At 70.1% G+C, this 25,606-nt stretch carries 27 protein-coding genes; 17 read left to right on the forward strand and 10 right to left on the reverse strand.

From position 1 onward, the window contains the following. Positions 1-8 precede the first annotated feature (8 nt). The 3 genes from FB561_RS25185 to FB561_RS25195 are packed head-to-tail and all read left to right on the forward strand — an operon-like array spanning position 9 to position 1,596. Positions 9-605, forward strand: coding sequence for a molybdopterin-dependent oxidoreductase (locus FB561_RS25185; protein ID WP_145810898.1), 597 nt, complete (start codon positions 9-11; stop codon positions 603-605). Then, positions 575-1,327, forward strand: coding sequence for a ferredoxin reductase (locus tag FB561_RS25190; RefSeq protein WP_145810900.1), 753 nt, complete (start codon positions 575-577; stop codon positions 1,325-1,327). The genes FB561_RS25185 and FB561_RS25190 overlap by 31 nt, the downstream gene beginning before the upstream one ends. After that, positions 1,324-1,596: a DUF6510 family protein gene (locus FB561_RS25195; protein ID WP_145810901.1), complete on the forward strand. Its 273-nt coding sequence runs from the start codon at positions 1,324-1,326 to the stop codon at positions 1,594-1,596. The genes FB561_RS25190 and FB561_RS25195 overlap by 4 nt, the downstream gene beginning before the upstream one ends. Positions 1,597-3,008: 1,412 nt before the next feature. On the opposite strand, the gene FB561_RS25205 is transcribed toward FB561_RS25195, so the two are convergent. Then, complete coding sequence (locus tag FB561_RS25205; protein ID WP_170284756.1) at positions 3,009-3,746, reverse strand: MerR family transcriptional regulator; 738 nt, start codon at positions 3,744-3,746, stop codon at positions 3,009-3,011. A gap of 89 nt (positions 3,747-3,835) precedes the next feature. On the opposite strand from FB561_RS25205, the gene FB561_RS25210 reads away from it, so the two are divergent. The 5 genes from FB561_RS25210 (at position 3,836) to FB561_RS25230 (ending at position 10,475) form a co-directional block, all read left to right on the forward strand. Then, positions 3,836-5,062, forward strand: a complete 1,227-nt coding sequence (locus FB561_RS25210) for an acetyl-CoA C-acetyltransferase (RefSeq protein WP_145810905.1) — start codon at positions 3,836-3,838, stop codon at positions 5,060-5,062. Beyond that, positions 5,059-7,197 carry a 3-hydroxyacyl-CoA dehydrogenase NAD-binding domain-containing protein gene (locus tag FB561_RS25215; protein WP_145810907.1) on the forward strand — a complete coding sequence of 713 codons (2,139 nt, stop codon included), beginning with the start codon at positions 5,059-5,061 and terminating at the stop codon, positions 7,195-7,197. The genes FB561_RS25210 and FB561_RS25215 overlap by 4 nt, the downstream gene beginning before the upstream one ends. Before the next feature lie 175 nt (positions 7,198-7,372). Then, on the forward strand, positions 7,373-8,653 hold the full coding sequence (locus FB561_RS25220) for an ABC transporter substrate-binding protein (protein ID WP_145810909.1): 1,281 nt from the start codon (positions 7,373-7,375) through the stop codon (positions 8,651-8,653). Then, positions 8,650-9,591 (forward strand): carbohydrate ABC transporter permease, encoded by a 942-nt coding sequence (locus FB561_RS25225; RefSeq protein ID WP_145810911.1) that lies wholly within the window; start codon positions 8,650-8,652, stop codon positions 9,589-9,591. Before FB561_RS25220 ends, FB561_RS25225 begins: the two co-directional genes overlap by 4 nt. Further along, on the forward strand, positions 9,591-10,475 hold the full coding sequence (locus FB561_RS25230; RefSeq protein ID WP_145810913.1) for a carbohydrate ABC transporter permease: 885 nt from the start codon (positions 9,591-9,593) through the stop codon (positions 10,473-10,475). The genes FB561_RS25225 and FB561_RS25230 overlap by 1 nt, the downstream gene beginning before the upstream one ends. Positions 10,476-10,520: 45 nt before the next feature. Here the strand turns inward: FB561_RS25230 and FB561_RS25235 are convergent, their stop codons facing one another. Then, on the reverse strand, positions 10,521-11,051 hold the full coding sequence (locus FB561_RS25235; RefSeq protein ID WP_145810915.1) for a YbhB/YbcL family Raf kinase inhibitor-like protein: 531 nt from the start codon (positions 11,049-11,051) through the stop codon (positions 10,521-10,523). A gap of 148 nt (positions 11,052-11,199) precedes the next feature. Here FB561_RS25235 and cobT point away from each other — a divergent pair, with 148 nt between their 5' ends. The 4 genes from cobT to FB561_RS25255 are packed head-to-tail and all read left to right on the forward strand — an operon-like array spanning position 11,200 to position 14,901. Then, on the forward strand, positions 11,200-12,252 hold the full coding sequence (gene cobT / locus FB561_RS25240; RefSeq protein WP_202880731.1) for a nicotinate-nucleotide--dimethylbenzimidazole phosphoribosyltransferase: 1,053 nt from the start codon (positions 11,200-11,202) through the stop codon (positions 12,250-12,252). Continuing rightward, entirely contained in the window at positions 12,249-13,469 is a 1,221-nt protein-coding gene (cobA, locus tag FB561_RS25245) for a uroporphyrinogen-III C-methyltransferase (RefSeq protein ID WP_145810920.1), read from the forward strand. The genes cobT and cobA overlap by 4 nt, the downstream gene beginning before the upstream one ends. A gap of 16 nt (positions 13,470-13,485) precedes the next feature. Beyond that, entirely contained in the window at positions 13,486-14,292 is an 807-nt protein-coding gene (locus FB561_RS25250) for a TrmH family RNA methyltransferase (protein ID WP_145810922.1), read from the forward strand. A 54-nt stretch (positions 14,293-14,346) separates the two neighbouring features. Continuing rightward, the gene (locus tag FB561_RS25255) at positions 14,347-14,901 is read left to right on the forward strand and encodes an AAA family ATPase (RefSeq protein ID WP_145810924.1); all 555 of its coding nucleotides are present in this window, start codon (positions 14,347-14,349) and stop codon (positions 14,899-14,901) included. 10 nt (positions 14,902-14,911) lie between these two features. Here FB561_RS25255 and def read toward each other — a convergent pair whose 3' ends face one another. The 3 genes from def to FB561_RS25270 form a co-directional block, all read right to left on the reverse strand. Then, a complete protein-coding gene (gene def / locus FB561_RS25260) occupies positions 14,912-15,517 on the reverse strand; it encodes a peptide deformylase (RefSeq protein WP_145810927.1) in 606 nt (201 codons plus the stop codon). Positions 15,518-15,851: 334 nt separating this feature from the next. Then, entirely contained in the window at positions 15,852-16,667 is an 816-nt protein-coding gene (locus FB561_RS25265; protein ID WP_145810928.1) for an LLM class F420-dependent oxidoreductase, read from the reverse strand. A gap of 80 nt (positions 16,668-16,747) precedes the next feature. Beyond that, a complete protein-coding gene (locus tag FB561_RS25270; protein WP_145810930.1) occupies positions 16,748-17,092 on the reverse strand; it encodes a winged helix-turn-helix transcriptional regulator in 345 nt (114 codons plus the stop codon). A 91-nt stretch (positions 17,093-17,183) separates the two neighbouring features. Between FB561_RS25270 and FB561_RS25275 the strand changes: the two genes are divergently transcribed. Next, positions 17,184-17,816, forward strand: coding sequence for an NADPH-dependent F420 reductase (locus tag FB561_RS25275; RefSeq protein WP_145810932.1), 633 nt, complete (start codon positions 17,184-17,186; stop codon positions 17,814-17,816). 46 nt (positions 17,817-17,862) lie between these two features. Then, positions 17,863-18,852, forward strand: a complete 990-nt coding sequence (locus tag FB561_RS25280) for an SMP-30/gluconolactonase/LRE family protein (RefSeq protein ID WP_145810934.1) — start codon at positions 17,863-17,865, stop codon at positions 18,850-18,852. 8 nt (positions 18,853-18,860) lie between these two features. Here the strand turns inward: FB561_RS25280 and FB561_RS25285 are convergent, their stop codons facing one another. Beyond that, positions 18,861-19,658 carry a dioxygenase family protein gene (locus tag FB561_RS25285; protein ID WP_145810935.1) on the reverse strand — a complete coding sequence of 266 codons (798 nt, stop codon included), beginning with the start codon at positions 19,656-19,658 and terminating at the stop codon, positions 18,861-18,863. 145 nt (positions 19,659-19,803) lie between these two features. Continuing rightward, positions 19,804-21,585 (reverse strand): BCCT family transporter, encoded by a 1,782-nt coding sequence (locus FB561_RS25290; protein ID WP_238335045.1) that lies wholly within the window; start codon positions 21,583-21,585, stop codon positions 19,804-19,806. 191 nt (positions 21,586-21,776) lie between these two features. Between FB561_RS25290 and FB561_RS25295 the strand changes: the two genes are divergently transcribed. Next, entirely contained in the window at positions 21,777-22,634 is an 858-nt protein-coding gene (locus tag FB561_RS25295; RefSeq protein WP_145810937.1) for an LLM class flavin-dependent oxidoreductase, read from the forward strand. Here FB561_RS25295 and FB561_RS25300 read toward each other — a convergent pair. Beyond that, on the reverse strand, positions 22,612-23,112 hold the full coding sequence (locus FB561_RS25300; protein ID WP_145810939.1) for a DUF6328 family protein: 501 nt from the start codon (positions 23,110-23,112) through the stop codon (positions 22,612-22,614). The two genes, FB561_RS25295 and FB561_RS25300, sit on opposite strands and share 23 nt — an antisense overlap. A gap of 145 nt (positions 23,113-23,257) precedes the next feature. Next, entirely contained in the window at positions 23,258-23,461 is a 204-nt protein-coding gene (locus FB561_RS25305) for a cold-shock protein (protein WP_134100749.1), read from the reverse strand. Positions 23,462-23,859: 398 nt separating this feature from the next. Here FB561_RS25305 and FB561_RS25310 point away from each other — a divergent pair, with 398 nt between their 5' ends. Further along, positions 23,860-24,213 (forward strand): protealysin inhibitor emfourin, encoded by a 354-nt coding sequence (locus FB561_RS25310; protein ID WP_238335046.1) that lies wholly within the window; start codon positions 23,860-23,862, stop codon positions 24,211-24,213. Here the strand turns inward: FB561_RS25310 and FB561_RS25315 are convergent. Next, positions 24,210-24,974 carry a fructosamine kinase family protein gene (locus tag FB561_RS25315; protein ID WP_145810941.1) on the reverse strand — a complete coding sequence of 255 codons (765 nt, stop codon included), beginning with the start codon at positions 24,972-24,974 and terminating at the stop codon, positions 24,210-24,212. The genes FB561_RS25310 and FB561_RS25315 overlap by 4 nt on opposite strands. A 195-nt stretch (positions 24,975-25,169) precedes the next feature. Here FB561_RS25315 and FB561_RS25320 point away from each other — a divergent pair, with 195 nt between their 5' ends. Then, positions 25,170-25,586, forward strand: coding sequence for a VOC family protein (locus FB561_RS25320; protein ID WP_145810944.1), 417 nt, complete (start codon positions 25,170-25,172; stop codon positions 25,584-25,586). Positions 25,587-25,606: the final 20 nt, after the last annotated feature.

Below are 25,606 nucleotides of genomic sequence, written 5' to 3' on the forward strand. Positions count from 1 at the left end.
GGCTTGTCATGGGCATCGTGTCGCCGGGGTTCACCGGGCGCCGCCGGGGTGGGTCGGACCTGCCGCCGGGGCAGTACCTGACCCGGGACTTCCCGGTGTTGTCGGCGGGCCCGACGCCGCACATCCTGACCGAGCACTGGGAGTTCAGCATCGCCAGCGAGACCGGCGAGGTGTACCGGTGGGACTGGCAGGCGTTGCAGGCGCTGCCGGCCGAGGACATCACCACCGACCTGCACTGCGTCACCCGCTGGTCCAAGCTCGGGACGGACTGGAAGGGCGTCTCGCTGGACACGCTGTTCGAGGACGTCGAGACCGGGGCCGACTTCGTGATGGCGCACAGCTACGGCGGCTACACGACGAATCTGCCGCTCGAGGACCTGCTCGACGGCCAGGCCTGGATCGCGTACGAGTACGACGGTGACCCGCTCGCCGCGGAGCACGGCGGCCCGGCCCGGCTGCTGGTGCCGCACCTGTACCTGTGGAAGAGCGCGAAGTGGGTCCGCGGCCTGGTGCTGTCCGACACGAACGACCTGGGCTTCTGGGAGACCGCCGGCTACCACGAGTACGGAGACCCATGGAAAGAACAGCGCTACGCAGGCGACTGACCTGGCAGGTCGGCACCGTCACCGAGATCCGCCAGGAGACGGCGACGGCCAGGACGATCGTGGTCGACCTGCCGGACTGGCCGGGTCACCTGGCCGGACAGCACCTGGACGTCCGGCTCACCGCGCCGGACGGGTACCGGGCCTCCCGGTCGTACTCGATCGCGTCCGCCTGGTCGGGTCAGGGCATCGAGCTGACCGTGGAGCAGGTCCCGGACGGGGAGGTCTCGCCGTACCTGGTCGAGGTGCTCAAGGCCGGTGATCCGCTGGAGGTCCGCGGGCCGGTCGGCGGGTGGTTCGTCTGGAAGCCGGAGCAGCCTGGTCCGGTCCAGCTGATCGGCGGTGGCTCGGGGATCGTGCCGCTGATGGCGATGCTGCGTGCCCACGCCGCCGAGGGGAGTACGACACCCGTGCGGCTGCTGTACTCGGTCCGTCGTCCCGCGTCGGTGATCTACGTGGACGGGCTGAAGGAGCTGGCCGCGTCGGACGACGTCGACCTCACCTTCGTCTACACCCGGGAGGCGCCACCCGGGGAGCCGCGGGTCGGGCGGATCGACGCCGACCTGCTGCAGGAGAAGGCCTTCGCGCCGGACGACGAGCTGACGACGTACGTGTGCGGGCCGACGCCGTTCGTCGAGGCGGTCGCCGACCTCCTCGTCGCCGGCGGGCACGACCCGAGCCGGATCAGGACAGAACGCTTCGGACCGACAGGAGGACCGCGATGACCGCCGACGTCCCCACCCACCTGGACGGCAACGCCGCCGCCGGCAAGCTGCGCGAGATCTTCGCCGTGGACCTCACCGCGGCGATCGCACGCTGCGCGGGCTGCGGCCAGACAGGTGTCTTCGCCGAGACCAGGCTGTACGTCGACGCACCCGGCATGGTCGCCCGCTGCGCAAGCTGCGACCAAGTCCTGCTGCGCGTCGTCACGACACCGGATGACACGTACCTCGACCTCCGAGGTCTCACCTACCTGAAAGTCCCGAACGCCTAGCCAGTACTGGACAATCCCCGCCAACCACGCGGCCGACCGCACGGCACCCGGCGGGGTGGTCGTCGCAACGGCACCCGGCGGGGTGGTCGTCGCAACGGCACCCGGCGGGGTGGTCGTCGCAACGGCAGCCGGCGCGGGGTGATGGTCGCAACGGCAGCCGGCGCGGGGTGATGGTCGCAACGGCAGCCGGCGCGGGGTGATGGTCACAACGGCACCCGGCGCGGGGTGATGGTCACAACGGCACCCGGCGCGGGGTGGTCGTCACAACGGCACCCGGCGCGGGGTGATGGTCACAACGGCGGCCGCCATAACGCACTCGCCAGCCACGCGCCCGCGGCGCTCGCGCACGGAGTCATGCTTGCCCCGCTTGGGCCCCTGCACCCTGCCCCTGCACTTTGTGCACTCTCCAGCCACTCGGACACGCCCACTGCGGCCGGTAGGCGCACAGAGAACTGCCCCGCCCAGGTCGCTTCCGCGGTGTCGGCGCCGCGGTGTCGCTGCCTCGCTCCGAAGTCGCTGTCGTGTACGAGGGCTCGGTGTGCTCGGTGAGTCGGTGGCGGACTTTGTGCGCCCGTCAGCCAGGTGGCCGCGTTCGTGGTGGTCGGTCGGTGCTCAGAGTCACGCAGGCCGGCGACTTTGTGCGCGCGTCGGCCAAGCCGGCCCGCGGGCCGTGGTCGGTACGCGCACAAAGTCACGAAGGCCTCGTTGGGGGTCCTGCCGCAGACGCATCCGCAGCGTGCTCCCTCCTCAACCATCTCGGTTCCTCAACCTCCTCGGTGTCCGCGGCGAGTACATCGGGACTGTCCGCCGTGTGCGGAGGCGACCTTATGCGCCCGTCAGCCAAGTGGCCGCGTTCGTGGCGGTCGGTGCGTGCACGGAGTCGTGCTGGTCGGCGACTTTGTGCGCGCGCCGGCCAAGCCGGCCCGCGGGCCGTGGTCGGTACGCGCACAAAGTCACGAAGGCCTCGTTGGGGGTCCTGCCGCAGACGCATCCGCAGCGTGCTCCCGTGTGCGGAGGCGACTTTGTGTGCCTGTCAGCCGAGTGGCCGCGTTCGTGGCGGTCGGTGCGTGCACGGAGTCGTGCTGGCGGGCGACTTCGTGCGCGGGTTGGTTGGGATGAGCTGGTCAGGGTGGGCGATGGGTGCACAAGGTCGCGGCCAACGTGCGGGGATACGGGATGGGGCGCGATGTGGGTGCGCGGGGTGGGGAGTGCATGACGATGAGCCGGTGCCTAGTGCACCCGGACGGTCAACGACCTCTGACCGCGGCCGGTCTCGCGCTCGGCGTCGAACGCCTCCTGGGTCTGCACGGCGACCCCGTCCCGCCGGGCCTCCACACGCCCGAGTCGCTGATCGATTCTGCGTATGCGGTTGAGCGACTCGGCGAGCTCGGTGCCGCCTTTGTCGAGACGGCCTAGCGGCGGGGTTTGGTCCGGGAGCGGCGGATCGTGTCGCGCTGGGTCTCGCCGACGGCGCGTTCGTAGGCGAGGACGAGACCCTGGATGGTGACCGGCTTGAAGCGTTCGACGAGCTGCTGGATGTGTTCCGGTGGTCCGCCCGAGTCGCGGTAGTGCGGCCAGACCAAGGTCTGGAACACCTCGGTCAGCTCCTCGGCGATCGCGCGGCCGTGCTCGGTGAAGATCCGGCCGGCGGCCTGCACCGCCTCCACCGGGAGGTCGAGGTCGAGCAGTTCCACGCCGAGGCTGAGGTGTGCCGTGGCGACCTGGAACACGTCCTCGTCCGGCGTCGGTTCGACCACGCCGAGCGCGACCAGCATCTCGATGTCGTCGTCGGTCAGGTCACGCCCGGTCCGCCGGATCAGCGCCGCCCGGTCCAGGGTCTCCGGCAGGTCCCGCATCCACGGCGTGAGCAGGGTACGGTGCAGCGCGATGTCCTGCGGGGTCGCGTCGGTCGGGATCCGGTCCAGGTACCCCTCGATCGCCGACAGCGTGAACCCGTGCGCCTGCAGCTCCCGGACCAGGTCGAGACGGGCGATGTGCTCGGGGCCGTAGTACCCGACCCGGCCGCGGCGGACCGGCGGCGGGATCAGTCCCCGGCCCGCGTAGAACCGCAGCGTCCGCACCGTCATCCCTACCCGGGCGGACAGTTCGTCGACGGTCAGGGTCGCCTCGTCCGCGGTGACTTCTGACATGGCGCAGATCATAATCGGCGGGCCTTGACCATTGTGACAGCGCAACTGTCACAATCAGGGGTGTTCACCCCACACCGACGGGATCGACGATGACCGCAGCCAGCGAAGCCTTCCTCTACGACGCGATCCGGACCCCGCGCGGCAAGGGCAAGCCGACCGGCGCCCTGTACGAGGTCAAGCCGATCCAGCTGATCACCGGCCTGCTCACCGAACTGCGCGCGCGGCACCCGGAGCTGGATCCGGCCACGATCGACGACGTCGTCCTCGGTGTCGTCACCCCGATCGGCGACCAGGGCATGGACATCGCCCGGACCGCGGTGCTGGCGGCCGGGTACCCGGAGACCACCGGCGGCGTGCAGCTCAACCGGTTCTGCGCGTCCGGCCTGGAGGCGGTCAACCAGGCGGCGCAGCGGGTCCGGTCCGGCTGGGAGGACTTCATCCTGGCCGGCGGGGTCGAGTCGATGTCCCGGGTCCCGATGGCCTCCGACGGCGGCGCGTGGGCGATGGACCCGGAGACCGCGCTGGCGACGAACTTCGTCCCGCAGGGCATCAGCGCGGACCTGATCGCCACCCTCGACGGCTTCTCCCGGACCGATGTCGACACCTACGCCGCGGAGTCGCACGCGCGGGCCGCGAAGGCCTGGGCCAACGGGTACTTCGGCCGCTCGGTGGTCCCGGTGAAGGATCGCAACGGGCTGCGGATCCTGGACCACGACCAGCTGGTCCGGCCGGGGACGACGGTGGAGACGCTGGCCGGGTTGCCGGTGTCGTTCGCGGCGATCGGCGAGCACGGCGGCTTCGACTCGGTCGCGCTGGAGAAGTACGTCACGGTCGAGCGGATCGACCACGTGCACCACGCGGGCAACTCGTCCGGCATCGTCGACGGCGCGGCGCTGGTTGCTGTCGGCAACGAAAAGGCGGGGGAGGCGCTCGGCCAGGCACCGCGGGGCCGCGTGGTCGCGACAGCGGTGAGCGGCGCGGATCCGACCATCATGCTGACCGGACCGGCCCCGGCCGCCCGCAAGGCCTTGGCGAAGGCCGGTCTCGAGGTGTCGGACATCGACCTGTTCGAGATGAACGAGGCGTTCGCGGCCGCGGTCCTGCACTTCATGGCCGATCTGGGCGTCCCGCACGAGAAGGTCAACGTGAACGGCGGCGCGATCGCGCTCGGTCACCCGCTCGGCGCGACCGGCGCGATCCTGATCGGCACCCTGCTGGACGAGCTGGAGCGGCGCGAGCTGCGGTACGGCCTGGCAACCCTGTGCGTCGGCGGCGGGATGGGCGTCGCGACCATCATCGAGAGGCTGGCGGCATGATCTCCTGGACCGAGGACGGCGGCGTCGTCACGCTGACGATGGACGACCCGGACGCCGGCGCGAACACGATGAACGAGGCGTACCTGACCGCGATGGCGGCGACGGTCGAGCGGCTGCAGGTGGAGCGGGACCAACTGCGTGGCGTCATCGTCACGAGCGCCAAGAAGACGTTCTTCGCCGGCGGAAACCTGCACCTGATCGCGCAGGCGCGCCCGGAGAACGCGGCCGAGGTGTTCGAGACCGTCGAGGAGGCGAAGTGCCAGCTCCGGATCCTGGAGACGCTCGGCCTCCCCGTGGTCGCGGCGATCAACGGGGCCGCGCTCGGCGGCGGGCTGGAGATCGCGCTCGCCTGCCACCACCGGATCGTGGCCGACGACGAGCGGATCGAGCTCGGTGTCCCCGAGGTGACGCTCGGCCTGCTGCCCGGTGGTGGCGGGGTCACGCGGACGGTCCGGATGCTCGGCCTGCAGGACGCGTTGACGAAGGTGCTGCTGCAAGGCCAGCGGATGAAGCCGTCGCGGGCTCTGTCGACCGGCATCGTGGACGAGATCGTCCCGGCCGGCGAGCTGCTGACCCGGGCCCGCGCGTGGATCGACGCGTACGACGGCGACGCCAAGCAGCCGTGGGATCGCGACGGCTACAAGATCCCCGGTGGTACGCCGTCGTCGCCGAAGCTGGCCGCGTTCCTGCCGGCCTTCCCGGCGAACCTGCGCAAGCAGTTGAAGGGCGCGCCGTATCCGGCCCCGAAGGCGATCATGAGCGCCGCGGTCGAGGGCAGCCAGGTCGACTTCGCCACCGCGAGCCGGATCGAGTCGCGGTGCTTCGTGTCGCTCGCCACCGGGCAGATCGCGAAGAACATGATCAACGCGTTCTTCTTCGAACTGCAGGCCATCAACGCCGGCGCGTCCCGGCCCGCCGGCGTCCCGGCGTACTCCGCGCGCAAGGTCGGCGTCCTCGGCGCGGGCATGATGGGCGCCGGAATCGCGTACGTGTGCGCGAAGGTGGGCATCGAGGTCGTCCTCAAGGACGTCAGCCTGGAAGCCGCCGAGAACGGCAAGGCGTACTCCGAGAAGCTGCTCGCCAAGCAGGTCGGCAAAGGGCGGACGACACCGGAGCAGGCGGCCGAGCTGCTCGGCCGGATCACGCCGGCCGCGGACCCGAACGACCTGGCCGGCTGTGATCTGGTGATCGAGGCCGTGTTCGAGAGCGAGGAGCTGAAGCAGAAGGTCTTCGCCGAGATCGCCGGCGTGGTCGAGCCGGACGCGCTGCTCTGCTCGAACACGTCGACACTGCCGATCACCTCGCTCGCCGAAGGCATCGACCGACCCGATGATTTCCTCGGCATGCACTTCTTCTCGCCCGTCGACCGGATGCCGCTGGTCGAGCTGATCGTCGGGGCGAAGACGTCGGATCGCGCACTGGCCAAGGCGTACGACCTGGTCCGGCAGATCCGCAAGACGCCGATCGTGGTCAACGACAGCCGGGGCTTCTTCACCTCCCGGGTGTTCGGCACGTTGGTGATGGAAGGCGCCGCGCTGGTCGGCGAGGGGGTGCACCCGGTGACGATCGAGCGGGCCGCGACGCAGATCGGGTTCCCGGCGCCGCCGTTGGCGATGCTCGACGAGGTGACGTTGACGCTGCCGCAGAAGATCCGCGACGCCGCCCGGGCGGCCGGGGACAGCGCGGGCGCGTTCGACGAGCATCCCGGGATGGCCGTGACGGACCGGTTGGTGGCGGAGTTCGACCGGCGCGGCAAGGCAGCCGGGGCAGGGTTCTACGAGTACCCGGCCGACGGGCCGAAACACCTGTGGCCAGGACTGGTCGAGCACTTCGGCGGGACGGCCGAGGTGCCGTTCACCGATCTGCAGGAGCGGATGACGTTCGCGATGGCGCTGGAGACGGTGAAGTGTCTCGACGAGGGCGTGTTGCGCTCGGTGGCCGACGCGAACATCGGCTCGATCTTCGGAATCGGCTTCCCGCCTTTGTACGGCGGCGCGTTGCAGTACGTCAACCAGTACGCGGGTGGGCTGCCGGGCTTCGTCGCCCGGGCGCGCGAGCTCGCGGCGGCGTACGGTGAGCGGTTCACTCCGCCGGCCCTGCTGGTGCGCAAGGCGGAGGCGGGGGAGACGTTCTGACCGGACGCGAACTTTCCGCGACTGGCCGCAGAATTTCCATCGTTTGAGCTTCCTGGGCGTTCGAGCGCGTTGTAACGTGTGCGAAACCGGCGGTTAACGTCGAAGGACGTTCACCTGGTGCTCTCCCCTCGCCGCCAGGTTGGTGCGCGGCGCTGCCTTCGAAGGGTGGTTGTTCATGCCTGCTTCTCTCCCGAACCCCGGTCTGTCCCGGCGGGATCTCCTCAAGCGGACCGGAGGCCTCGCGGCCGTCGCCGCGTTCGCGGCGGCGTGCGGCGGCAATACCGGGCGACCTCCCAGCGGCGGCGGCGAAGGCGGCAAGGCCGCGCTGTCGCAGTGGTACCACCTGTACGGCGAGACCGGTACGAAGGAAGCGGCGCTGCGGTACGCCAAGGAGTACGCCGACGCGACCGTCTCGGTGCAGTGGACGCCTGGTGACTACGCGACCAAGCTGTCGTCGGGGCTGCTGTCCGGCAAGGGCCCGGACGTGTTCGAGAGCCAGCTGAACATCGCGATGGTGAAGAGCAACCAGGTGGTCGCGCTCGACGACATCATCGCCGACGTCAAGGACGACTTCCAGCCCGGCGACCTGGCCACCAACACGGTGGACGGCAAGGTCTACGGGGTCCGGATGATCGTCGACCCGCAGGTCATCTACTACCGCAAGAGCCTGCTGGACAAGGCCGGGATCAAGCCGCCGGAGACGATCGACGACCTGATCGCCGCGGCCAAGGAACTCACCACCGACAAGGTGAAGGGCCTGTTCGTCGGCAACGACGGCGGTCTCGCCCTCGGCGGCCCGGCGCTGTGGTCGTCCGGCGGGGCGTACCTGACCGAGGACAACAAGCCGGGCTTCACCGACGCCCGGGCCGCGCAGGCGTTCGGCAAGCTGCGCGAGCTGTACGAGAGCAAGAGCCTGTTGCTCGGGGCGCCGACCGACTGGACCGACCCGGGCGCGATCGTGCAGGGCCTGACCGCGATGCAGTGGATCGGGATGTGGGCGCTGCCCGCGATGCAGAAGGCGTTCGGCGACGACCTCGGCGTGATGGCGTTCCCGAAGCTGGACGCCCAGGGCACGGCCGCGGTGTACTCCGGCGGCTGGACGCAGTTCGTGTCGGCGAAGAGCGCGAACGTGGAAGCGGCGAAGAAGTTCGTCAAGTGGCTGTGGATCGACAAGACCGACCTGCAGGAGGACTGGGCGCTGAACTACGGCTTCCACATCCCGCCGCGCAAGAGCCTGGCCGCGAAGGCCGCGAAGCTGCAGTCCGGTGCGGCCGCCGACACGGTCAAGCTGACCCAGGACTACGGCAAGACCGACAATCCCGCGTGGACGCCGAAGATGGGTACGGCCTACGGCGACATGCTGACCAACATCATCCGCAAGGGCGCCGATCCGGCGGCCGAGATCGCCAAGGCCGAGAAGACCGTCTCGGCCGAGCTCCAGAGGCTCTTCGGGTGAGCCGGCTGGCCTCTCGGTCGCGCGCTCCACGGCGGCGGCCGAAGACGGCCGGGATCCACGGCAACACCCTGTGGTTCTGGGTGTTCGTCGGGCCGTTCGTGGTCGGGCTGCTGATCTTCGGCTACCTGCCGATCGTGTGGAGCCTGGTGCTCAGCTTCTTCGACGCGCAGAACACGGTGACGCCGACGTCGTTCGTCGGGCTGCGCAACTACGTGGACATGCTGACCGACCGGAACTTCCTGTCGGCGCTGGGCACGTTCACGGTGTTCGCGGTGTTCATCGTGCCGCTGACGTTCGTGCTCTCGCTGGCGCTGGCGTTGCTGGTCAACCAGGTGAAGGTGGCCCGGGCGTTCTTCCGGTCGGTGTTCTTCCTGCCGACGGCGTGCTCGTACGTGGTCGCCTCGCTGATCTGGAAGCTGTCGATCTTCAACGGCGTCCGGTTCGGCCTGGCGAACACGGTGCTCGGCTGGCTCGGCCTGGACCAGATCGCCTGGCTGTCCACGATCGACCCGCCGTGGTACTGGCTGCCGCTGGTGACCGTCCGGCTGTGGCTGCAGCTCGGGTTCTACATGATCCTGTTCATCGCCGGTCTGCAACGGATCTCGCCGACGCTGTACGAGGCGGCGTACGTGGACGGGGCGAAGCCGGGCTGGCAGACGTTCCGGTACATCACCCTGCCGCAGTTGCGGGCGACCTCGGTGGCGGTGCTGTTGCTCAACCTGATCGCGGCGTACCAGGCGTTCGACGAGTTCTACAACCTGCTCGGCGCCGGTGCGAGCTTCGCCCGGCCGCCGCTGGTGTACCTCTACTCCACGTCGCTCGGGGCCATCCAGGACCTCGGCCGCGGATCGGCGGGGGCCCTCATCCTGGCGGTGATCATCATGTTGCTCACGTTGCTGCAGAACCGCATCTTCGGGTTCGGGAAGGCGAACGACTGATGGCGACCGCGGAGAGAACCACCGGGACCCCGCAGCCGATCGGCCACACCCGCAGTCCGCTCGGCGTGGTCGGGATGATCCTGCGCTGGATCGCCTTGCTGATCGCGGCCGTGCTGTTCCTGATCCCCTTCTACCTGGTGCTGCGGAACGCGTTGTCCACCGAGGCGGACATCACCGCGCCGGAGTGGAAGTTCTTCCCGAGCGACCTGCAGTGGGGGAACTTCGGCGAATTGTTCCGGGACGAGAACGTACCGATGGCGCGGGCGCTGTGGAACTCGGCCGTCGTCGGCATCCTCGGCACCGGCGGGCAGCTGATCCTGGCGTCGATGGCCGGGTACGGGCTGGCCCGGATCCCGTACCGGCATGCCGACAAGGTGTTCTACGCGGTCGTGGCGACGCTGATGATCCCGGCCGCGGTGAGCTTCATCCCGAGCTTCATCGTGGTGTCGTCGCTGGGCTGGGTCAGCTCGTTGCGCGGGCTGATCATCCCGACGTTGTTCAACGCGTTCGCGACGTTCCTGTTCCGGCAGTACTTCCTCGGCTTCCCCAAGGAGCTGGAGGAGGCGGCCCGGGTGGACGGGGCCGGCCACCTGGGCACGTTCCTGCGGATCGTGGTGCCGAACTCGCTGCCGTTCTTCGCGGCGATCGCGGCGATCACGTTCATCGGCAACTGGAACTCGTTCATCTGGCCGCTGGTGATCGGGCAGGACTCGTCGTCGTGGACGGTGCAGGTGGCGATGTCGTCGTTCATCACCGCGCAGACGATCAACATCCACGAGCTGTTCATGGCCGCGGCCGTGTCGATCGTGCCGCTGGTGCTGATCTTCGCGTTCCTGCAGCGGTACCTGATCCAGGGCGTCACCCAGTCCGGCATCAAGGACTGAGCCAGGCGGTGCGGCAGGGCGTACCTGCCGCACCGGCCGGTGGGGTTACTCGGTGGCCTGGTACGTCGGTGTGGCGATCGCCCGCGCCAGCGTGTGGAAGCAGAGGTTGAAGCTCACCACGGTCGGGCTCGCGTCCTCGTCGACGTCCAGCCGCTCGACGTCGAGGGCGTGCACCACGAAGTAGTAACGGTGCGCCCGGTCACCGGCGGGCGGCGCGGCGCCGCCGAAGTCCTTGCTGCCGTAGTCGTTGCGGACGTGGAACGCGCCGTTGTCCAGCCGCGGCGTCGCGCCGGCGCCGGCCGGCAGCTCCGTCACGTCGGCGGGCAGGTTCACCAGCGTCCAGTGCCAGAAACCGGACGGCGTCGGCGCGTCCGGGTCGTAGCAGCTCACCACGAAACCCTTGGTCTCGGCCGGGAATCCGGACCAGCTCAACTGCGGGGACGTGTTGCCACCGGCAAACACCTGGGCGTCGCCGAGCGGGCCGCCGTGGGTGAAGTCGGTACTGGTGACGGTGAACGAGCCGACCTGGGGCAGCTTCTCGTACGGGTCCTGGGCTTCTGGCCGTTCGAGCGACATCGGTGATCCTCCCGGGATCTCGGGACGTGTGGTGATGCCGACATTACTGTCCACCGGCCGTGGGCCCGGACCGGGACGCGGCCCGGAGATGCGAAGATCGGGGGCGGGCCGCGTCCAGGCGGCCCGCGGATGCGACTGGAGGACCGCGGTGGAGGAGTACCTGGCCCGGATCGGGCCGGCCGACGAGGCGGCGTTGCGCGCGGCCACGGAGCGTCAGCAGGTGCTGACGAAGCCGGCCGGATCGCTCGGCGTGCTCGAGGAGCTGTCCGTCCGGATCGCCGGGATCACCGGGAGCTGCCCGCCGCCGGTCCCGAGTCCCGCGGTCGTCACCGTCTTCGCCGCCGACCACGGGGTGCACGCACAGGGCGTATCGCCGTGGCCGCAGGAGGTGACCGCCGCGATGCTGGCGAACTTCGCCGCCGGTGGTGCCGCGGTGAACGCGTTCGCCGCGAACAACCGGGTCGACGTGCGCGTGGTGGACGTCGGCGTGGCCGTCTCGGTGGACGAGCTGGACATCGTCCACGCGAAGGTCCGGCCGGGTACCCGCGACCTGTCCACCGGGCCGGCCCTGACGCCGGAGGAGGTGCGGGCCGCGATCGACGTGGGCTTCGGGCTGGCCGACCGCCTGGTCGCCGACGGGTACCGGTGCCTGCTCACCGGCGACATGGGGATCGCGAACACGACCGCGTCCGCGGCGCTGATCGCGACGTTCACGGGTGCGACCGCGGCCGACGTGACCGGGCGCGGGACGGGGATCGACGACACCACGCTCGCGCACAAGACCGAGATCGTCCGCGCCGCGCTCGCGCTGCACGAGGTCCCGGCCTCCGATCCGGCCGGCGCGCTCGCGGCGTACGGCGGGCTGGAGCATGCCGCACTCGCCGGGTACATCCTGGGCGCTGCGGCGAACAAGGTGCCCGTGATCCTCGACGGGGTGATCGCGGGAGCCGCGGCGCTGGTCGCCCAGGCGTTCCACCCGGCCGTCACGGAGTACTGCGTCGCCGGGCATCGCTCGGCCGAGCCGGGGCACGCGGTCGCGCTCAAGGCCCTTGGACTGCAGCCGTTGGTCGACCTGGATCTCCGGCTGGGGGAGGGGACCGGTGCCGTACTGGCGTACCCGATCGTGACTTGTGCGGTGCGGGCGCTGGCCGAGATGGCGACCTTCGAGTCCGCCGGGATCACGTCGGAGGGTGACGCATGAGCGAGCCGGCGCCGTACCTGTCCGGGCTGGTGCTGACCGGCCGACGCGTGGTCGTGGTCGGTGGCGGTGGGGTCGCGCAACGGCGGCTGCCACGGCTGCTCGAGACGGGCGCGAAGATCGAGCTGATCTCCCCGGCGATCACACCGACGATCGAGGGCCTGTTGGGCCACCCCGATCTGCAGTGGATCGAGCGCGGGTACGCGGCGGGCGACCTCGACGGCGCGTGGTACGTGGTGGTCGCGACCGACGACGCCGCGGTCAACGACCAGGTGTCGGCCGAGGCGGAGGAGCGGCGCATCTTCTGTGTCCGCTCGGACGACCGCTCACAGGCGACCGCGTGGACGCCTGCTTCCGGGCAGCACGACCACGTCACCGTCGGCGTACTGGGGGGTGGTGACCACCGGCGATCGGCGGCCGTGCGGGACGCGATCCTGGAGGAGCTGCGGACCGGTGCGCTCGGTGCGCGGGACTCGCTGGCCAAGCGGCCGGGCGTGTACCTGGTGGGTGGCGGTCCCGGCGACCCCGACCTGATCACCGTGCGCGGCCGGCGACTGCTGGCCGAGGCGGATGTGGTGGTCGCGGACCGGCTGGCGCCGCAACCGTTGCTGGAGGAGCTGCATCCCGAGGTCGAGTTGATCGACGCGGCCAAGTTGCCGCGCGGGCGCTCGGCGCAGCAGGAGGAGATCAACCGGATCCTGGTCGACCGGGCCCAGCAGGGCAAGGTGGTCGTGCGGTTGAAGGGCGGCGACTCGTACGTCTTCGGCCGCGGGTTCGAAGAGGCGATCGCTTGTGCCGAGGCCGGGGTGCCGTGGACGGTCGTCCCGGGCATCACCAGCTCGATCTCGGTTCCGGCGGTGTCCGGGATCCCGGTGACGCATCGCGGGGTGACGCACGAGTTCACCGTGGTGTCCGGGCACATTCCGCCGGATCACCCGGACTCGTTGGTGAACTGGGCGGCACTGGCCCAGTTGCGGGGCACGCTGGTGCTGCTGATGGCGGTGGAGAACCTGCCGAAGATCGCGGCCTCGCTGATCGAGCACGGCCGGCCGGCCGACACGCCCGCCGCGGCGATCGCGGACGGGACGTTGCCGGGTCAGCGGATGGTCACGTCCGACCTGGCCGGAATCGCGCCGGCGATGACCGAGGCCGGGGTCGGAGCTCCGGCGATCGTTGTCATCGGCAACGTGGTGGACGTGGCCCGCGAGGTGCTGGGGTGACGGCGGTCGGGCGCTCGTGATCGTCCCGGTCGAGGCGGCCGACGATCCGCGGCTGGCGGACTACGTGCAGTTGCGGGAGGTGAACCTGCGCCGCCTGCTTGAGGAGGAGCACGGCCTGTTCATCGCCGAAGGGGACAAGGTGATCCGCCGCGCGGGCGAGGCCGGGTACGAACCACGGTCCTTCCTGCTCGCGCCTCGGTGGCTCGACTCGCTGGCCGACGTACTGGCGAAGTGGCCCGACGTCCCCGTGTACGTGGTGACCGAGGAACTCGCCGAGCAGGTGACCGGATTCCACGTGCACCGCGGCGCGCTGGCGTCGTACCGGCGTCAGCCGCCGGCCGATCTGGGGGCGTTGCTGGACGGCGTTCGGCACGGTCGGCTCGCGATCTTCGACGACATCGTGGACCACACGAACGTGGGTGCCGGGTTCCGCGCGGCCGCGGCGATGGGGGTGGACGCCGTACTGGTGACGCCGACGTGTGCGGATCCGCTGTACCGGCGGTCGGTGAAGGTGTCGATGGGTACGGTCTTCCAGGTGCCGTGGACTCGCCTCACCTCGTGGCCCGGGGATCTCGACGTCCTGCAGGACCACGGCTTCGTGACGGCCGCGTTCGCGCTGACCGACGACTCGATCACGCTGGACGACCTGGCCGCTCGGCGGGACGACAAGCTGGCGTTGATCTTCGGGACCGAGGGCCACGGGCTCAAGCCGAACGTCCTGCGGCGCGCGGACCTGACCGTCCGGATCCCGATGGCCGGTGGCGTCGACTCGCTCAACGTGGCGTCGTCGGCCGCCGTCGCGTTCTACGCCACGCGTCCCTGAACGCCAGTTCGCCGGCGCCGTAAACCGGTGGACGCGCGTGATGGGATTGGCCGTATGCGGAAAGTCGTCCTCGTCACCGGTGTCCAGGCCTCGGGCAAGTCCACGATCGCCCCACTGCTCGCCGCCCGCCTCGGCCCACCGGCGGCGACCCTCGACGGCGACGTCTTCTACGCGGCGGTCGTCGCGGGCGCCGAGGTGATGACCCCGGACCCGTCACCCGAAGCCGTCCGCCAACTCGAACTGCGGTACGCGGCGAGCGCGATGGTCGCGCAACATTACGCCGACGCGGGCTTCGACTTCGTCTGCTCCGACATCATCCTCGGCGACCACGTGGCCGCGTGGTTCGCCCAGCTCCGCGACGTGGAGTGCCACCTCGTGGTACTCAAGCCGTCCGTGGACGCGGTGGTAGCGCGCGAGGTCGGCCGCGGCGCGGCGTCGTACCGCGACTGGGAACCGGAGTCCGGCGACCTGGCGAACGCGGTCCGCGCCCTGGAGGCCGGCCTCGACCAGATCCCCCGCCGCGGCCTCTGGCTCGACACGACCGGCCAGACCCCCGGCCAATCAGTCGAAGCAATCCTCGAGAACGACCTCAAATCCTCCCGCTGGTAACACCACGGAGCTACTCCGCGGGGGGTTCGTTCTCGTGGTCTTCGGGGTTGTTCATGGGGGAGACCGGCCAGTCGGTGGGGTAGTCGGGAGCGAACTCCTCGGCTTCGGCGTAGAGGCGCTTGCGGTACTTCCTGGACAGGCGGTCGCCGAAGACCATGCCCTGGGTGTGGTCGGTCTCGTGCTGGAGGCAGCGGGCCAGCAGACCGGTGCCCTCGTACGTGACCGGGTTGCCGTGCTCGTCGACGCCGGTCACCTTGGCGAAGTCCGGGCGGGCGCACTTGGTGAACGCACCGGGCAGGGACAGGCAGCCTTCGTCGCCCTCGTCCAGGCGGCGGTCCTTGCCCTCGGGCAGATCGAGCGACGGGTTGCAGACCACGCCCTGGTGGTACTGGCCGTCCTTGTCGGGGCAGTCGAACACGAACACCTGCAGGTCGACGCCGACCTGGTTCGCGGCCAGGCCGACACCCTCCGCGGCGCGCATCGTGGCGACCATGTCGGCGACCAGCTTGTGCAGGTCGTCGCCGAAGTCGGTGACCGGCCGGTTGAGCCGGTGCATGACGTCCTCACCCCAGCGGGTGATGGGCAGCACCGACCCGTTCTCAGGCAGCTTAGGCATGCGGGGAATCCTAGCGGCGAGGGTGCTGGTGGGTGGGACTTGGGTTGGGGTCTGCGGTGACGGTGGCTGCTTGGGTTGGCCGTTGTGCGTAGCTGGGTTGGCCGTTGTGCCTACGGTTCAGGTGGTTCAGCCCTCGCGGGTGGCGGCCGCGGGTTTGTCTTCGGCTTTCCGTAGCTGCCGTTCTCCTGCTTCTTGCCTATCCCCGTCGGTTTGCGGGTGCGGGTCGGCGGTTTGGGCAAGCAAGCTGTTGAACGGCAGCCCGGGGTGCCGTGGAATCGGGGTTCGCCCTAGCTCAAGGGTGTACCGGTTGGGGTTGGCTTTTGGGTACCGGCTGCTACTGGTTGTTCATTTCGTCGCGCCAGGTGATCCAGTCGCGGAGGAGGCTCAGGTCGTAGTCGGGGCCTGAGGTGTGGACGGTGAAGAGTCTGGTGCCGACTTCGTAGAGGGACTTGCCCAGTTCTTCGGGGGACTTGTCGCCGACTCCCGCGCTTCTTTCGATCTCGCCGGGGTTGCGGCCGATGGACTCGCAGTGGGCGTCGAGGACCTCGTGCTTGTGGGCGATGGTCTCGGCGTCGCCGAAGCCGTGCCAGATGTCGGCGTGCTGGGCGACCAGCTTCAGGGTCTTCTTCTCACCACCGCCGCCGATCAGCACCGGGATGTCGCGGGTCGGGCGCGGGTTGAGCTTGGCCCAGCGCTGCTCGATCCGGGGCAGTGCCTCGCCGAGCGCGTCCAGCCGGCCGCCGGCGGTGCCGAACTCGTAGCCGTACTCGTCGTAGTCCTTCTCGAACCAGCCCGACCCGATCCCGAAGATCAGCCGGCCGTCGGAGATGTGGTCGACCGTGCGGGCCATGTCGGCGAGCAACTCGGGATTGCGGTACGAGTTACAGGTGACCAGGGCGCCGAACTCGATCCGCTCCGTCGCCTCGGCCCAGGCGGAGAGCATCGTCCAGCATTCGAAGTGCAGCCCCTCCGGCTCACCGGACAGCGGGTAGAAGTGGTCCCAGTTGAACGCCACGTCGACGCCGAGCTCCTCGGCCGCGGCCACGGCGCGGCGGATGTCGGCGTACTGCGCGTGCTGGGGCTGGATCTGAACACCGATCCGGACCGGGAAGGCGCTGTACGGGCGGTCGGTGGACTCAGGCGATGTCATACCGAAATCCTATACGCCGTATCGGAGGACCCTCCGGTACGGTCCGCAACCCGGTCGCGCACCGCTCGGCGTGACCCGGCTCAGCCTGCGGTGTCCTGGGCGGTGAGGACGGTGTCGGCGTGTGCGTCGGCCCAGTCGCCGAGGGCGCGGATCGGGGTCAGCAGGTCGCGGCCGGCCGGCGTCAGGGAGTACTCGACTCGCGGTGGCGCCTCCGCGTACCGCTGCCGCTCGACCACGCCGTTCGCTTCGAGGCGGCGCAGCGTCGTGGTGAGGACCTTCTGGCTGATGCCACCGATCCGCCGGCGGAGTTCGCCGGGTCGTGCGGGGCCGTCGGCGAGGGCCCAGATCACCACCATCGGCCAGGTGCCGCTGATCAGCTCGACCGCGACCCGCGCCCGGCAGTCCGCGAAGAACGGTTGCTCCATGCGGCCCATTGTCGCTTGCCGATGCGCACCGATCTGTGCCTGTCGAACGGCCTACCGTCCCAACCTCACCGAACAACCTTCAGGAGTGGACATGCGGATCGGAATCCTCGGCAGCGGGCGGATGGCGGACGCACTCGGCGGCCGCTGGGCCCAAGCAGGACACGAAGTCCTCGTCGGCGGCCGGTCGCCCGAGCGGGCCAAGGAGCTGGCGTTGCGGATCGGCAGTCAGCACGGGACGTTGCAGGACGCGGCCGAGTTCGGCGAGGTCACCTTGCTCGCGGTCTCCGCCGAAGCGGCCGACGGTGTACTGCGCACCGTCGGCGCCCCGGACGGGAGCCTCGCGGGGCGGCCGTTGATCGATTGCACCAACTCGGTCGACCAGCGCGATCTCACCCTCGCCGAGCCGGCTATGGCCGAGCGGATCAGCGAGCTCTCGCCTGGAGCGGCGGTGGTGAAGGCGTTCAACCTCGCCGCGGATCCGGTCTGGCGGAGCACGCCGCAGACGTTCGAGGGCCGGCCACTCGGCGTACCGCTCTGTGGTGACGACGAGGCGGCGCTCGTCAAGGTCGAGGAGCTGGTCCGGGCACTCGGAGGCGAGCCGGTCCGGGCCGGTGGACTGGCGCGGGCACGGTTGCTAGAGGCAACGGCGGCGTTCGCGATCGGCATCTGGTTCGGTGGCGGCGACACCCGAGCCCTCTTCCCACCTCTCGCCCACGCCTTTTGATTGCTGATGTCTCCCGGAACTGTGCTGGGGCCACTACGCTCGGTCCATGAAGTCGCGTATCGCACCGGTCCGCTGGACGCCTCCGCCCACGCCTGCCGCGCGGCGGCCCGACCACCTGGAGGTCGAGGTGGTCGCGTTGCCGGGGGAGGGGCCCGAGGACACGCTGATCGACGCGGACGGCAGCGTGCTCACCGGGCTGTGCGACGGCCGGATCCTGCGGGTCAGCGCCGACGGCCGGACGATCACCACCCTCGCCGACACCGGCGGCCGGCCGCTCGGGCTGGAGTGGCTGCCGGACGGCAAGGTGCTGGTCTGCGACGCGAACCGCGGGCTCCTCACCCTCGACCAGGACGGCCGGATCACCACCTTGCTGGCCGAGATCGGCGGCCGCCCGCTGCGGTTCTGCAACAACGCCGCCATCGCCGACGACGGCACGATCTACTTCACCGACTCGTCCACCCGGTTCGGGATCGACGAGTGGATGGCCGACCTGCTCGAACACACCAGCACGGGCAGCCTGTACCGGCTCCGCCCCGACGGCGAGGTGACCCAGCTCGCCACCGGCCGTGCGTTCCCGAACGGTGTCGCGCTGACCGGCGACCAGAAGACGCTGATCTTCGCCGAGACCGCGAGCTACGGGCTGTACAAGCTCGACCTGACCGCCGAGGACGCCGAGCCCGAACTGTTCCGGTCGATCCCCGGTCTGCCGGACAACATCGCCCGCGGCTCCGACGGCCTGATCTGGGTCGCGATCGGCTCGCCCCGGAACCCGCTGCTCGACAACCTGTTGCCCAAGGCCCCGGTACTCCGGCAGGCGGTCTGGGCGTTGCCGGAGGCGCTCAAACCGAAGGCGGCCGACGTCATCGAGATCCAGGCGTACGACGACGCCGGCACGCTGGTCCACGATCTGCGCGGCCGGCACGCCCGGTTCCACATGCCGACCGGGGTGCGTGAGCGGGACGGCAAGGTGTGGCTCAGCAGTATCGGGACGACCCACCTGGCGACGTTCCCGACGCCGGTGAAGGACGCGCGGTGAAGTAGCGGTCAGCCGATCTGCCAGGAGCGCTTCGACAGCCCGTACCAGAATCCGTCGACGACCGTCTCGGCCGAGCGCAGCGACTCCTCGGCCGCCCCGAGCGAGACGAACAACGGCGCGAAGTGCTCGGTCCGCGGGTGCGCGAGCCCGGCCGCCGGGGCCTTGTGCGGGAAGTCGATCAGCGAGTCCACGTCCTGGTTCGCGAGCGCCCGCCTGGCCCAGTCGTCGAACTCGATGGACCAGGTCGGTGCCGTCGCGTCGGACGGTCCGCCGAGGTTGATCGCGCTCAGGTTGTGGGTGGTGAACCCGCTCCCGACGATCAGCACGCCCTGGTCGCGCAACGGCGCCAGCTTCCGCCCGATCGCGTACAACTGGGCCGGGTCGAGGGTCGGCATCGACACCTGGAGCACGGGGATGTCCGCGTCCGGGTACATCTCCTTCAACGGCACGTACGCGCCGTGGTCGAGGCCGCGCGCCGGGTCGTCGTACACGGGCGTGCCCGGGACCTGCAGCAGCTTGCGGACCTGCGCGGCGAGCTCGGGCGCACCCGGTGCGGCGTACTGCACCTGGTAGTAGCGCTCGGGGAAGCCCCAGAAGTCGTACAGCAGCGGCACCGTCTCGGTGGCCCCGAGGGTCAGCGGCGCGGCCTCCCAGTGCGCCGAGACGATCAGGATCGCGGTCGGCTTCGCCAGGCGCGCGGACACGGCGGCCAGCTCGGCCTTCCAGGTGGTGTCGTCGGCCAGCGGCGGCGCGCCGTGGCTCAGGTACAGCACGGGGGTCCGGCTGCGCTCCAGCGTCTCGGTCATCACGGGTCCTACCTCTCGGAAAGAGTCTTGCACTCTCCAATGTAGTTGAACCCTCAATTTATTCCCAGCCCCCCGGCCGGGGCAACGACGAGGCGCCGCGGATCCGGAAGGATCCACGGCGCCCGGTCGGTCACCAACGGCCTGGTCAGGGCTTCGGCGGCGGCACCTCGTCGCGCTTCTGCGGCGACTCGGGCACCGGCGGCGCCTCCTGGTCGTGCCCGTTGCCGGACACGACCAGGGTGAAGTCCTCACCGTGCGTCGACACACCTTCGATGACGGCGGCTTCGACGGCCTCACTGCCGATCGCGTTCCGGAGCATCAGGGGATCGGTCCTGAGGTCCTTGGCGAGGGCGACCGCGAGCCCGACCATCACCAGCGCGAACGGCAACGCCGCGACGATCGTCAGGTCCCGGAGTCCGGCGAGTGCTTCCTCGCCGCCGCCGCCGACCAGCAGCATCACCGCCGCGACGGCACCGGTGAGCACACCCCAGAAGATCACCAGCGGCTTCTTCGGCTCGATCGCGCCGCGCTCGGACAGCGTGCCCATCACGATCGAGGCGGCGTCGGCGCCGGAGACGAAGAAGATCGCCACCAGGACGACGACCAGGATCGTGGTGATCGAGGTGAGCGGCAACTGGTCGAGCAGCCCGAACAGCTGGCCCTCGGCCGTGGACTGGCCGGCCAGATCGGTACCGGTCCGCTGCGTGTGGATGGCCGCACCACCGAAGATGCAGAACCACAGCAGGCTGACCAGCGACGGCACCAGCAGCACGCCGGTGACGAACTGCCGGATGGTCCGGCCGCGGCTGATCCGGGCGATGAACATGCCGACGAACGGCGTCCAGGAGATCCACCAGGCCCAGTAGAAGACGGTCCAGCCGGACAGCCACTCGGCCATCGCGTCGCCACCACTGGCCTCGGTCCGCGCGGCCATGTCGGCCAGGTCGCGGAAGTAGTCGCCGATCGCGGTCGGGACCAGGTTGAGGATCAGCACGGTCGGGCCGACCACGAAGACGAACACGGCCAGGACGACCGCGAGCACCATGTTGATGTTCGACAGCCACTGGATGCCCTTGGCGACACCGGACACCGCGGACGCGACGAAGGCGGCGGTCAGGATCGCGATCACGGCTACCAGCAGGCCGTTGCCGGCCTTGTCCAGCCAGCCGAGGATCTGCACGCCCGAGCCGATCTGCAGGGCCCCGAGACCCAACGAGGCGGCCGAGCCGAACAGGGTCGCGAAGATCGCCAGGCCGTCGATCAGCTTGCCGATCGGGCCCTCGGTCCGGCGGCCCAGCAGCGGGGCGAACGCGGAGCTGATCAGCTGCGAGCGGCCGCGCCGGAAGGTGCCGTAGGCAATCGCCAGGCCGACCACCGCGTAGATCGCCCACGGGTGCAGGGTCCAGTGGAACAGCGTGGTCGCCATCGCCGTCTCGAGCGCCTGGGACGAGCCGGCCTCGACGGTCCCGGGCGGCGGGGCGGTGAAGTGGGTGAGCGGTTCGCTGACGCCGTAGAACATCAGGCCGATGCCCATCCCGGCGCTGAACATCATCGCGACCCAGGAGACGGTCTTGAACTCGGGCTGCTCGTCGTCGGCGCCGAGCGGGATCCGGCCGTAGCGCCCGGCCGCGAGCCAGAGCACGTAGACGACGAAGCCGGAGGCCAGCAGGACGAAGAGCCAGCCGGTGTTGCTCTCGACCCAGGTCAGGGCCGAACCGGAGGCGGAGCCGAGGCCGGCCGAGTCGACGAAGCCCCAGACGACGAACGCGAGGGCGATCAGTCCGGTGACGCCGAAGACGACCCGGTCCAGTCCTGAATCGCGACTTCGGCTACCGGGCGGTGGTGGTGCTGCGAGTGCTGGATGGTCGTGATTCGACGCGGGGTCCTGGTCGGAGTGGTCCGGGCGGCTGTCCATATCGATGGCCACAGATAAGTCACGCCTCGCTTCGGCGCGCCTCCGTTTCCTTGGGTTAGGGGAGAAGTGCCTTACGACCGTGTCGAAGTTCGTGGCAGAACGCAACTATCGTGTGATCGGCCACATTTGCGCAGGCAGGTCACGGCGCGGCCCGACGGACGGCGTACCGCATCGTGTACCCAGTACCCCGTACTGTGCGGGCCATGCGTTTCGGAATCACGATCCTGCCGGAGTTCCGCTGGGCGGACGCCGCCCCGCGCTGGCGCCGCGCCGAGGAACTCGGCTTCGACCACGCCTGGACCTACGACCACCTGACCTGGGGCGGCCTGCAGGACTCACCCTGGTACAGCACGACCGCGACCCTCACCGCGGCCGCGCTGATCACCTCGACGGTCCGGCTCGGGACCTTCGTGACCTCGCCGAACTTCCGGCACCCGCTGGCCCTGACCCGTGAGATCCTCGCCCTCGACGACGTGTCGAACGGCCGGTTCGTCTGCGGTATCGGCGCGGGCGGCGGGATCGACTCGACCATCCTCGGCGGCCCCGAACTGACCCCGCGGCAGAAGGTCGACCGGCTGGCCGAGTTCACCGAGCTGCTGGACCGGCTGCTGACCACCGACGGGGTCGACTTCCGCGGCGAGTACTTCGCCACGGTGAACGGCCGGACCCTGCCCGGCTGCGTCCAGCAACCGCGGGTCCCGTTCGTGATGGCGGCCAACGGTCCGCGGTCGCTGCAGCTGGCCGCCCGGTACGGCGCCGGCTGGGTCACCACCGGCCGCAGGTCCGACGACCTGGACAGCTGGTTCGCCTCGGTCGCCGAGCTGAGTCGCCGGCTGGACGACCTCCGCGACGGCCGGCCGCTCGACCGCTACCTGTCGCTGGACTCGCACCAGTACTCGCTCACCAGCGTGGCCGCTTTCGAGGACGCGGTCGGCCGCGCCGCCGAGCTCGGCTTCACCGACGTCATCACCCACTGGCCCCGCGCGGAGGGGGTCTACGCCGGCACCGAGGACACGCTGGAGCGGGTCGTCGCCGAGGTCATTCCCCGGTACCGCGGCTAGTGCGCCGGACGTAGGCGGGCAGGACGTACCAGAAGCCGACGAACCAGACCAGGACGAGGGCCACGATCACGAGCGCGACGGTTCGGCTGAGAACCACGTCCAGGGCGAGCAGGACGCCGCCGCAGATCGCCGCGATCAGGAAGACCAGGCCGGCGCTGGCGAGGTGGTTCGCGATCGGGACGAGGCGGTCGCGCAGCCGTTGCTGGAAGACCATCCGGTGGAAGGACACCGGCGCCAGGAAGAGGCCGACCGCGAGCGCCGAGGCGACCAGGGTGCCCGCGTACACGTCGTGGGTGAACTGGTCGGCCTCCTGGAAGCGACTCTGGAAGGCGATGGTGAGCAGGAAGGCGAACAGGATCTGGGTGCCGGTCTGGGCCAGCCGCAGCTCTTGGAGCAGCTCGTTCCAGTGCCGGTCGAGCCGCTCGCCCTCGTCCTCGTCCGGGCGATGGTAGTCGCCGCCCCTGTCATGTTCGGTCATCGTTCTCCTGTCCCCTCGGCGGTAGCTCCTTGGTACCCCAAGCTGAGCCGGCAGGAAACGGGCCGGGCCGAACACGGCGAACGGGCCGCACACCCACCGGTGTGCGGCCCGTTCGAGGATTCCTGAAAGGGTCTGACTCCTCAGGTCAGATCGCGCGGATGTTCTCCGCCTGCAGCCCCTTCTGGCCCTGGGTGATCTCGAACTCGACCCGCTGGTTCTCGTCCAGCGAGCGGAAGCCCGACATCTGGATGGCCGAGTAGTGCGCGAACACGTCCGCGCCACCGTCATCCGGGGTGATGAAGCCGAAGCCCTTGTCAGCGTTGAACCACTTGACAGTACCGACAGCCATTTGTCTATCTCCTCGATGGCTTGTAACAATCCGTGACCCACACCTCATGGGCCACGCGTCGCCGAAAGGCCCCAGACGACAAAACCGGCCATGCAGCACAGCGAAAGTCAGTGGGAGTCCAAAACTGCAACGGCATAACTGTAGCCGGTTTGGGGCCTGCGGGAAGGGGTGATCGGGAACACGTGTCGCGGAAAGTCGCCGGTCGCTACCCTCCGTGGCCGGCCTTGAAGCTCGTGCGCGTCCGTGCGGGCGCGCGCGAGGGCACGCTGCGGAGACAACGAAACCCCCGCCGACCTGCTGATTTGCTGTGCGGCCGGTGGGCGGTGCCGGTTCCGCGAACCCGACAAGGTAGGACAGCCCGGTCTGTACACCGGGTGATCAGTGCCAAATTGCCCGGCGTGTCGCGCGAAGCTGGACAGGTCCGGCCGCACCCGGAAGGGTTGACGGTCAACGGCGATCCCAGGGAGGTCCGGGTGTTCCTGACCGTACGACGCAGCGGTGGTTTCGCCGGGCTGACAGCCTCCGGCGAGTTGGAGACGACCGGCGAGCCCGACGTAAACCGGCTGGAGGCGGCCGCGCACGGACTGGACCAGGCCCGCCTCGGGACCGGCCGCCCGCAGGCCGACCGGTACGTCTACCGGCTCGAGGTCCGGACCGAGCCGAGCGCCGAGCCGGTCACGTACACCGTGGCCGAGCAGGACCTGGACGAGACGACCGCCTGGCTGCTCGACCGGATCCTCACCGGCTCCTAACAGGCCCGCGCGGTCGCGAGCGCCTGGGAGACGTACCCGCCGCCGAACAGGACGACGTGGACGAGCAAGGGGTGCAACTGGTGCAGCCCGATCCGGCTCTCCCACCCGGCGGTGAGCGGCCGGACTTCGTCGTACGCGGCCAGGACCCGGTCGAGGTGGGGTAGTCCGAAGAGGGCGAGCATGGCCAGGTCGGTCTCGCGGTGGCCCCCGTGCGCGGCCGGGTCGATCAGGTGGGCGCCGTCGGCCGCCCACACCACGTTCCCCGACCAGAGGTCGCCGTGGATCCGGCAGGGCCGCTCCGTGGGATCGTCGTACCGGCCGGCCGCCAGGTCCCGGCAGATCCGCTCGAAGACCTCGGTCTCGCGGTGGTCCAGCGTGCCCTGGTCGAACGCGGCCCGCACGAACGGGCGGATCCGCAGGTCCGCGAAGACCTCGCCCCACGACCTGGTCGGCGCGTGGGCATGCGGGAGGGACACGGTACCGATGTAGCCGTCGGAGTCCCAGCCGTCCGGGGGCGCGCCGAACCAGCGCGCCCCGGCCTCGTGGGTCCGGGCGAGCCGTCGGCCGAACTCCTCGGCGGCGGCCCGCGTCGGGGCCACGGGTTCGAGGCGTCGCGTCGACAGCCGGTCCGCCGAGACCTCGAGCGGCTCGGCCACCGGGACCCCGCCGGGGACGGTGAGCCAGCGCAGACCGGCGGCCTCGACCTCGAAGAATCCGGGCGGGGCGCCGGGCCGCTGTTTGACGAAGGCGGGGACCGTCATGCCGGGCACTCTGCCAGCTCTCCGGGGCAGCCGATCAGCGGGCCGGCGGGACAACTTCGGTCTCAGCTCGGTACCGGGCGTGTCGAAAGGTGCACATTGCCGGTCCGACCTGTCATCGTTACCGGTCGGGCCTTCTGACCAGGACGGGCCCGCACGCCAGGAGACAGCTCCTGACAAAGGGAAGTTGGAGGACAGATGACGCAGGTGGCAGAGCAGCCGGGCCTCAGTGCCGGGCGGCTCGGCTCGGTGGTGCTGGACTGCCCGGACCCACTCGAGCTCGCCGAGTTCTATTCGGCGCTGGTGGGTCTGGAGATCGACGAGCACGGTGACGACGACTGGCAGAGCCTGACCGGCCCTGGCGCGTCGCTCGGCGTCTCGACGATCGCCTTCCGGCGCTCGGAGGACTACGTTCCCGCCACTTGGCCGGGAACCGACGCGCAGCAGCTCCATCTCGACCTCATCGTCGAGGACCTGGCCAGCGGCCACGCGCGGGTGACCGCGCTCGGAGCGGTGCCGCTCGACCCGATCGACGCCCCGCCGGCCGGCCACGACCGCGGCTGGCGGGTGTACGCCGATCCGGCGGGCCACCCGTTCCGGATCTGCCTGGAGTGATCCCGGCAGACGACCGCTGA

The organism is Kribbella amoyensis (genome assembly GCF_007828865.1).
GTDB classification, from domain to species: domain Bacteria; phylum Actinomycetota; class Actinomycetes; order Propionibacteriales; family Kribbellaceae; genus Kribbella; species Kribbella amoyensis.

Bases quoted from the DNA above. Each gene is read 5' to 3' on its own strand.
- FB561_RS25185 (WP_145810898.1), top strand. From the start codon at position 9: ATGGGCATCGTGTCGCCGGGGTTCACCGGGCGCCGCCGGGGTGGGTCG.
- FB561_RS25190 (WP_145810900.1), top strand. From the start codon at position 575: ATGGAAAGAACAGCGCTACGCAGGCGACTGACCTGGCAGGTCGGCACC.
- FB561_RS25195 (WP_145810901.1), top strand. From the start codon at position 1,324: ATGACCGCCGACGTCCCCACCCACCTGGACGGCAACGCCGCCGCCGGC.
- FB561_RS25205 (WP_170284756.1), bottom strand. From the start codon at position 3,746: ATGTCAGAAGTCACCGCGGACGAGGCGACCCTGACCGTCGACGAACTG.
- FB561_RS25210 (WP_145810905.1), top strand. From the start codon at position 3,836: ATGACCGCAGCCAGCGAAGCCTTCCTCTACGACGCGATCCGGACCCCG.
- FB561_RS25215 (WP_145810907.1), top strand. From the start codon at position 5,059: ATGATCTCCTGGACCGAGGACGGCGGCGTCGTCACGCTGACGATGGAC.
- FB561_RS25220 (WP_145810909.1), top strand. From the start codon at position 7,373: ATGCCTGCTTCTCTCCCGAACCCCGGTCTGTCCCGGCGGGATCTCCTC.
- FB561_RS25230 (WP_145810913.1), top strand. From the start codon at position 9,591: ATGGCGACCGCGGAGAGAACCACCGGGACCCCGCAGCCGATCGGCCAC.
- FB561_RS25235 (WP_145810915.1), bottom strand. From the start codon at position 11,051: ATGTCGCTCGAACGGCCAGAAGCCCAGGACCCGTACGAGAAGCTGCCC.
- cobA (WP_145810920.1), top strand. From the start codon at position 12,249: ATGAGCGAGCCGGCGCCGTACCTGTCCGGGCTGGTGCTGACCGGCCGA.
- FB561_RS25255 (WP_145810924.1), top strand. From the start codon at position 14,347: ATGCGGAAAGTCGTCCTCGTCACCGGTGTCCAGGCCTCGGGCAAGTCC.
- def (WP_145810927.1), bottom strand. From the start codon at position 15,517: ATGCCTAAGCTGCCTGAGAACGGGTCGGTGCTGCCCATCACCCGCTGG.
- FB561_RS25265 (WP_145810928.1), bottom strand. From the start codon at position 16,667: ATGACATCGCCTGAGTCCACCGACCGCCCGTACAGCGCCTTCCCGGTC.
- FB561_RS25270 (WP_145810930.1), bottom strand. From the start codon at position 17,092: ATGGAGCAACCGTTCTTCGCGGACTGCCGGGCGCGGGTCGCGGTCGAG.
- FB561_RS25275 (WP_145810932.1), top strand. From the start codon at position 17,184: ATGCGGATCGGAATCCTCGGCAGCGGGCGGATGGCGGACGCACTCGGC.
- FB561_RS25280 (WP_145810934.1), top strand. From the start codon at position 17,863: ATGAAGTCGCGTATCGCACCGGTCCGCTGGACGCCTCCGCCCACGCCT.
- FB561_RS25285 (WP_145810935.1), bottom strand. From the start codon at position 19,658: ATGACCGAGACGCTGGAGCGCAGCCGGACCCCCGTGCTGTACCTGAGC.
- FB561_RS25295 (WP_145810937.1), top strand. From the start codon at position 21,777: ATGCGTTTCGGAATCACGATCCTGCCGGAGTTCCGCTGGGCGGACGCC.
- FB561_RS25300 (WP_145810939.1), bottom strand. From the start codon at position 23,112: ATGACCGAACATGACAGGGGCGGCGACTACCATCGCCCGGACGAGGAC.
- FB561_RS25305 (WP_134100749.1), bottom strand. From the start codon at position 23,461: ATGGCTGTCGGTACTGTCAAGTGGTTCAACGCTGACAAGGGCTTCGGC.
- FB561_RS25315 (WP_145810941.1), bottom strand. From the start codon at position 24,974: ATGACGGTCCCCGCCTTCGTCAAACAGCGGCCCGGCGCCCCGCCCGGA.
- FB561_RS25320 (WP_145810944.1), top strand. From the start codon at position 25,170: ATGACGCAGGTGGCAGAGCAGCCGGGCCTCAGTGCCGGGCGGCTCGGC.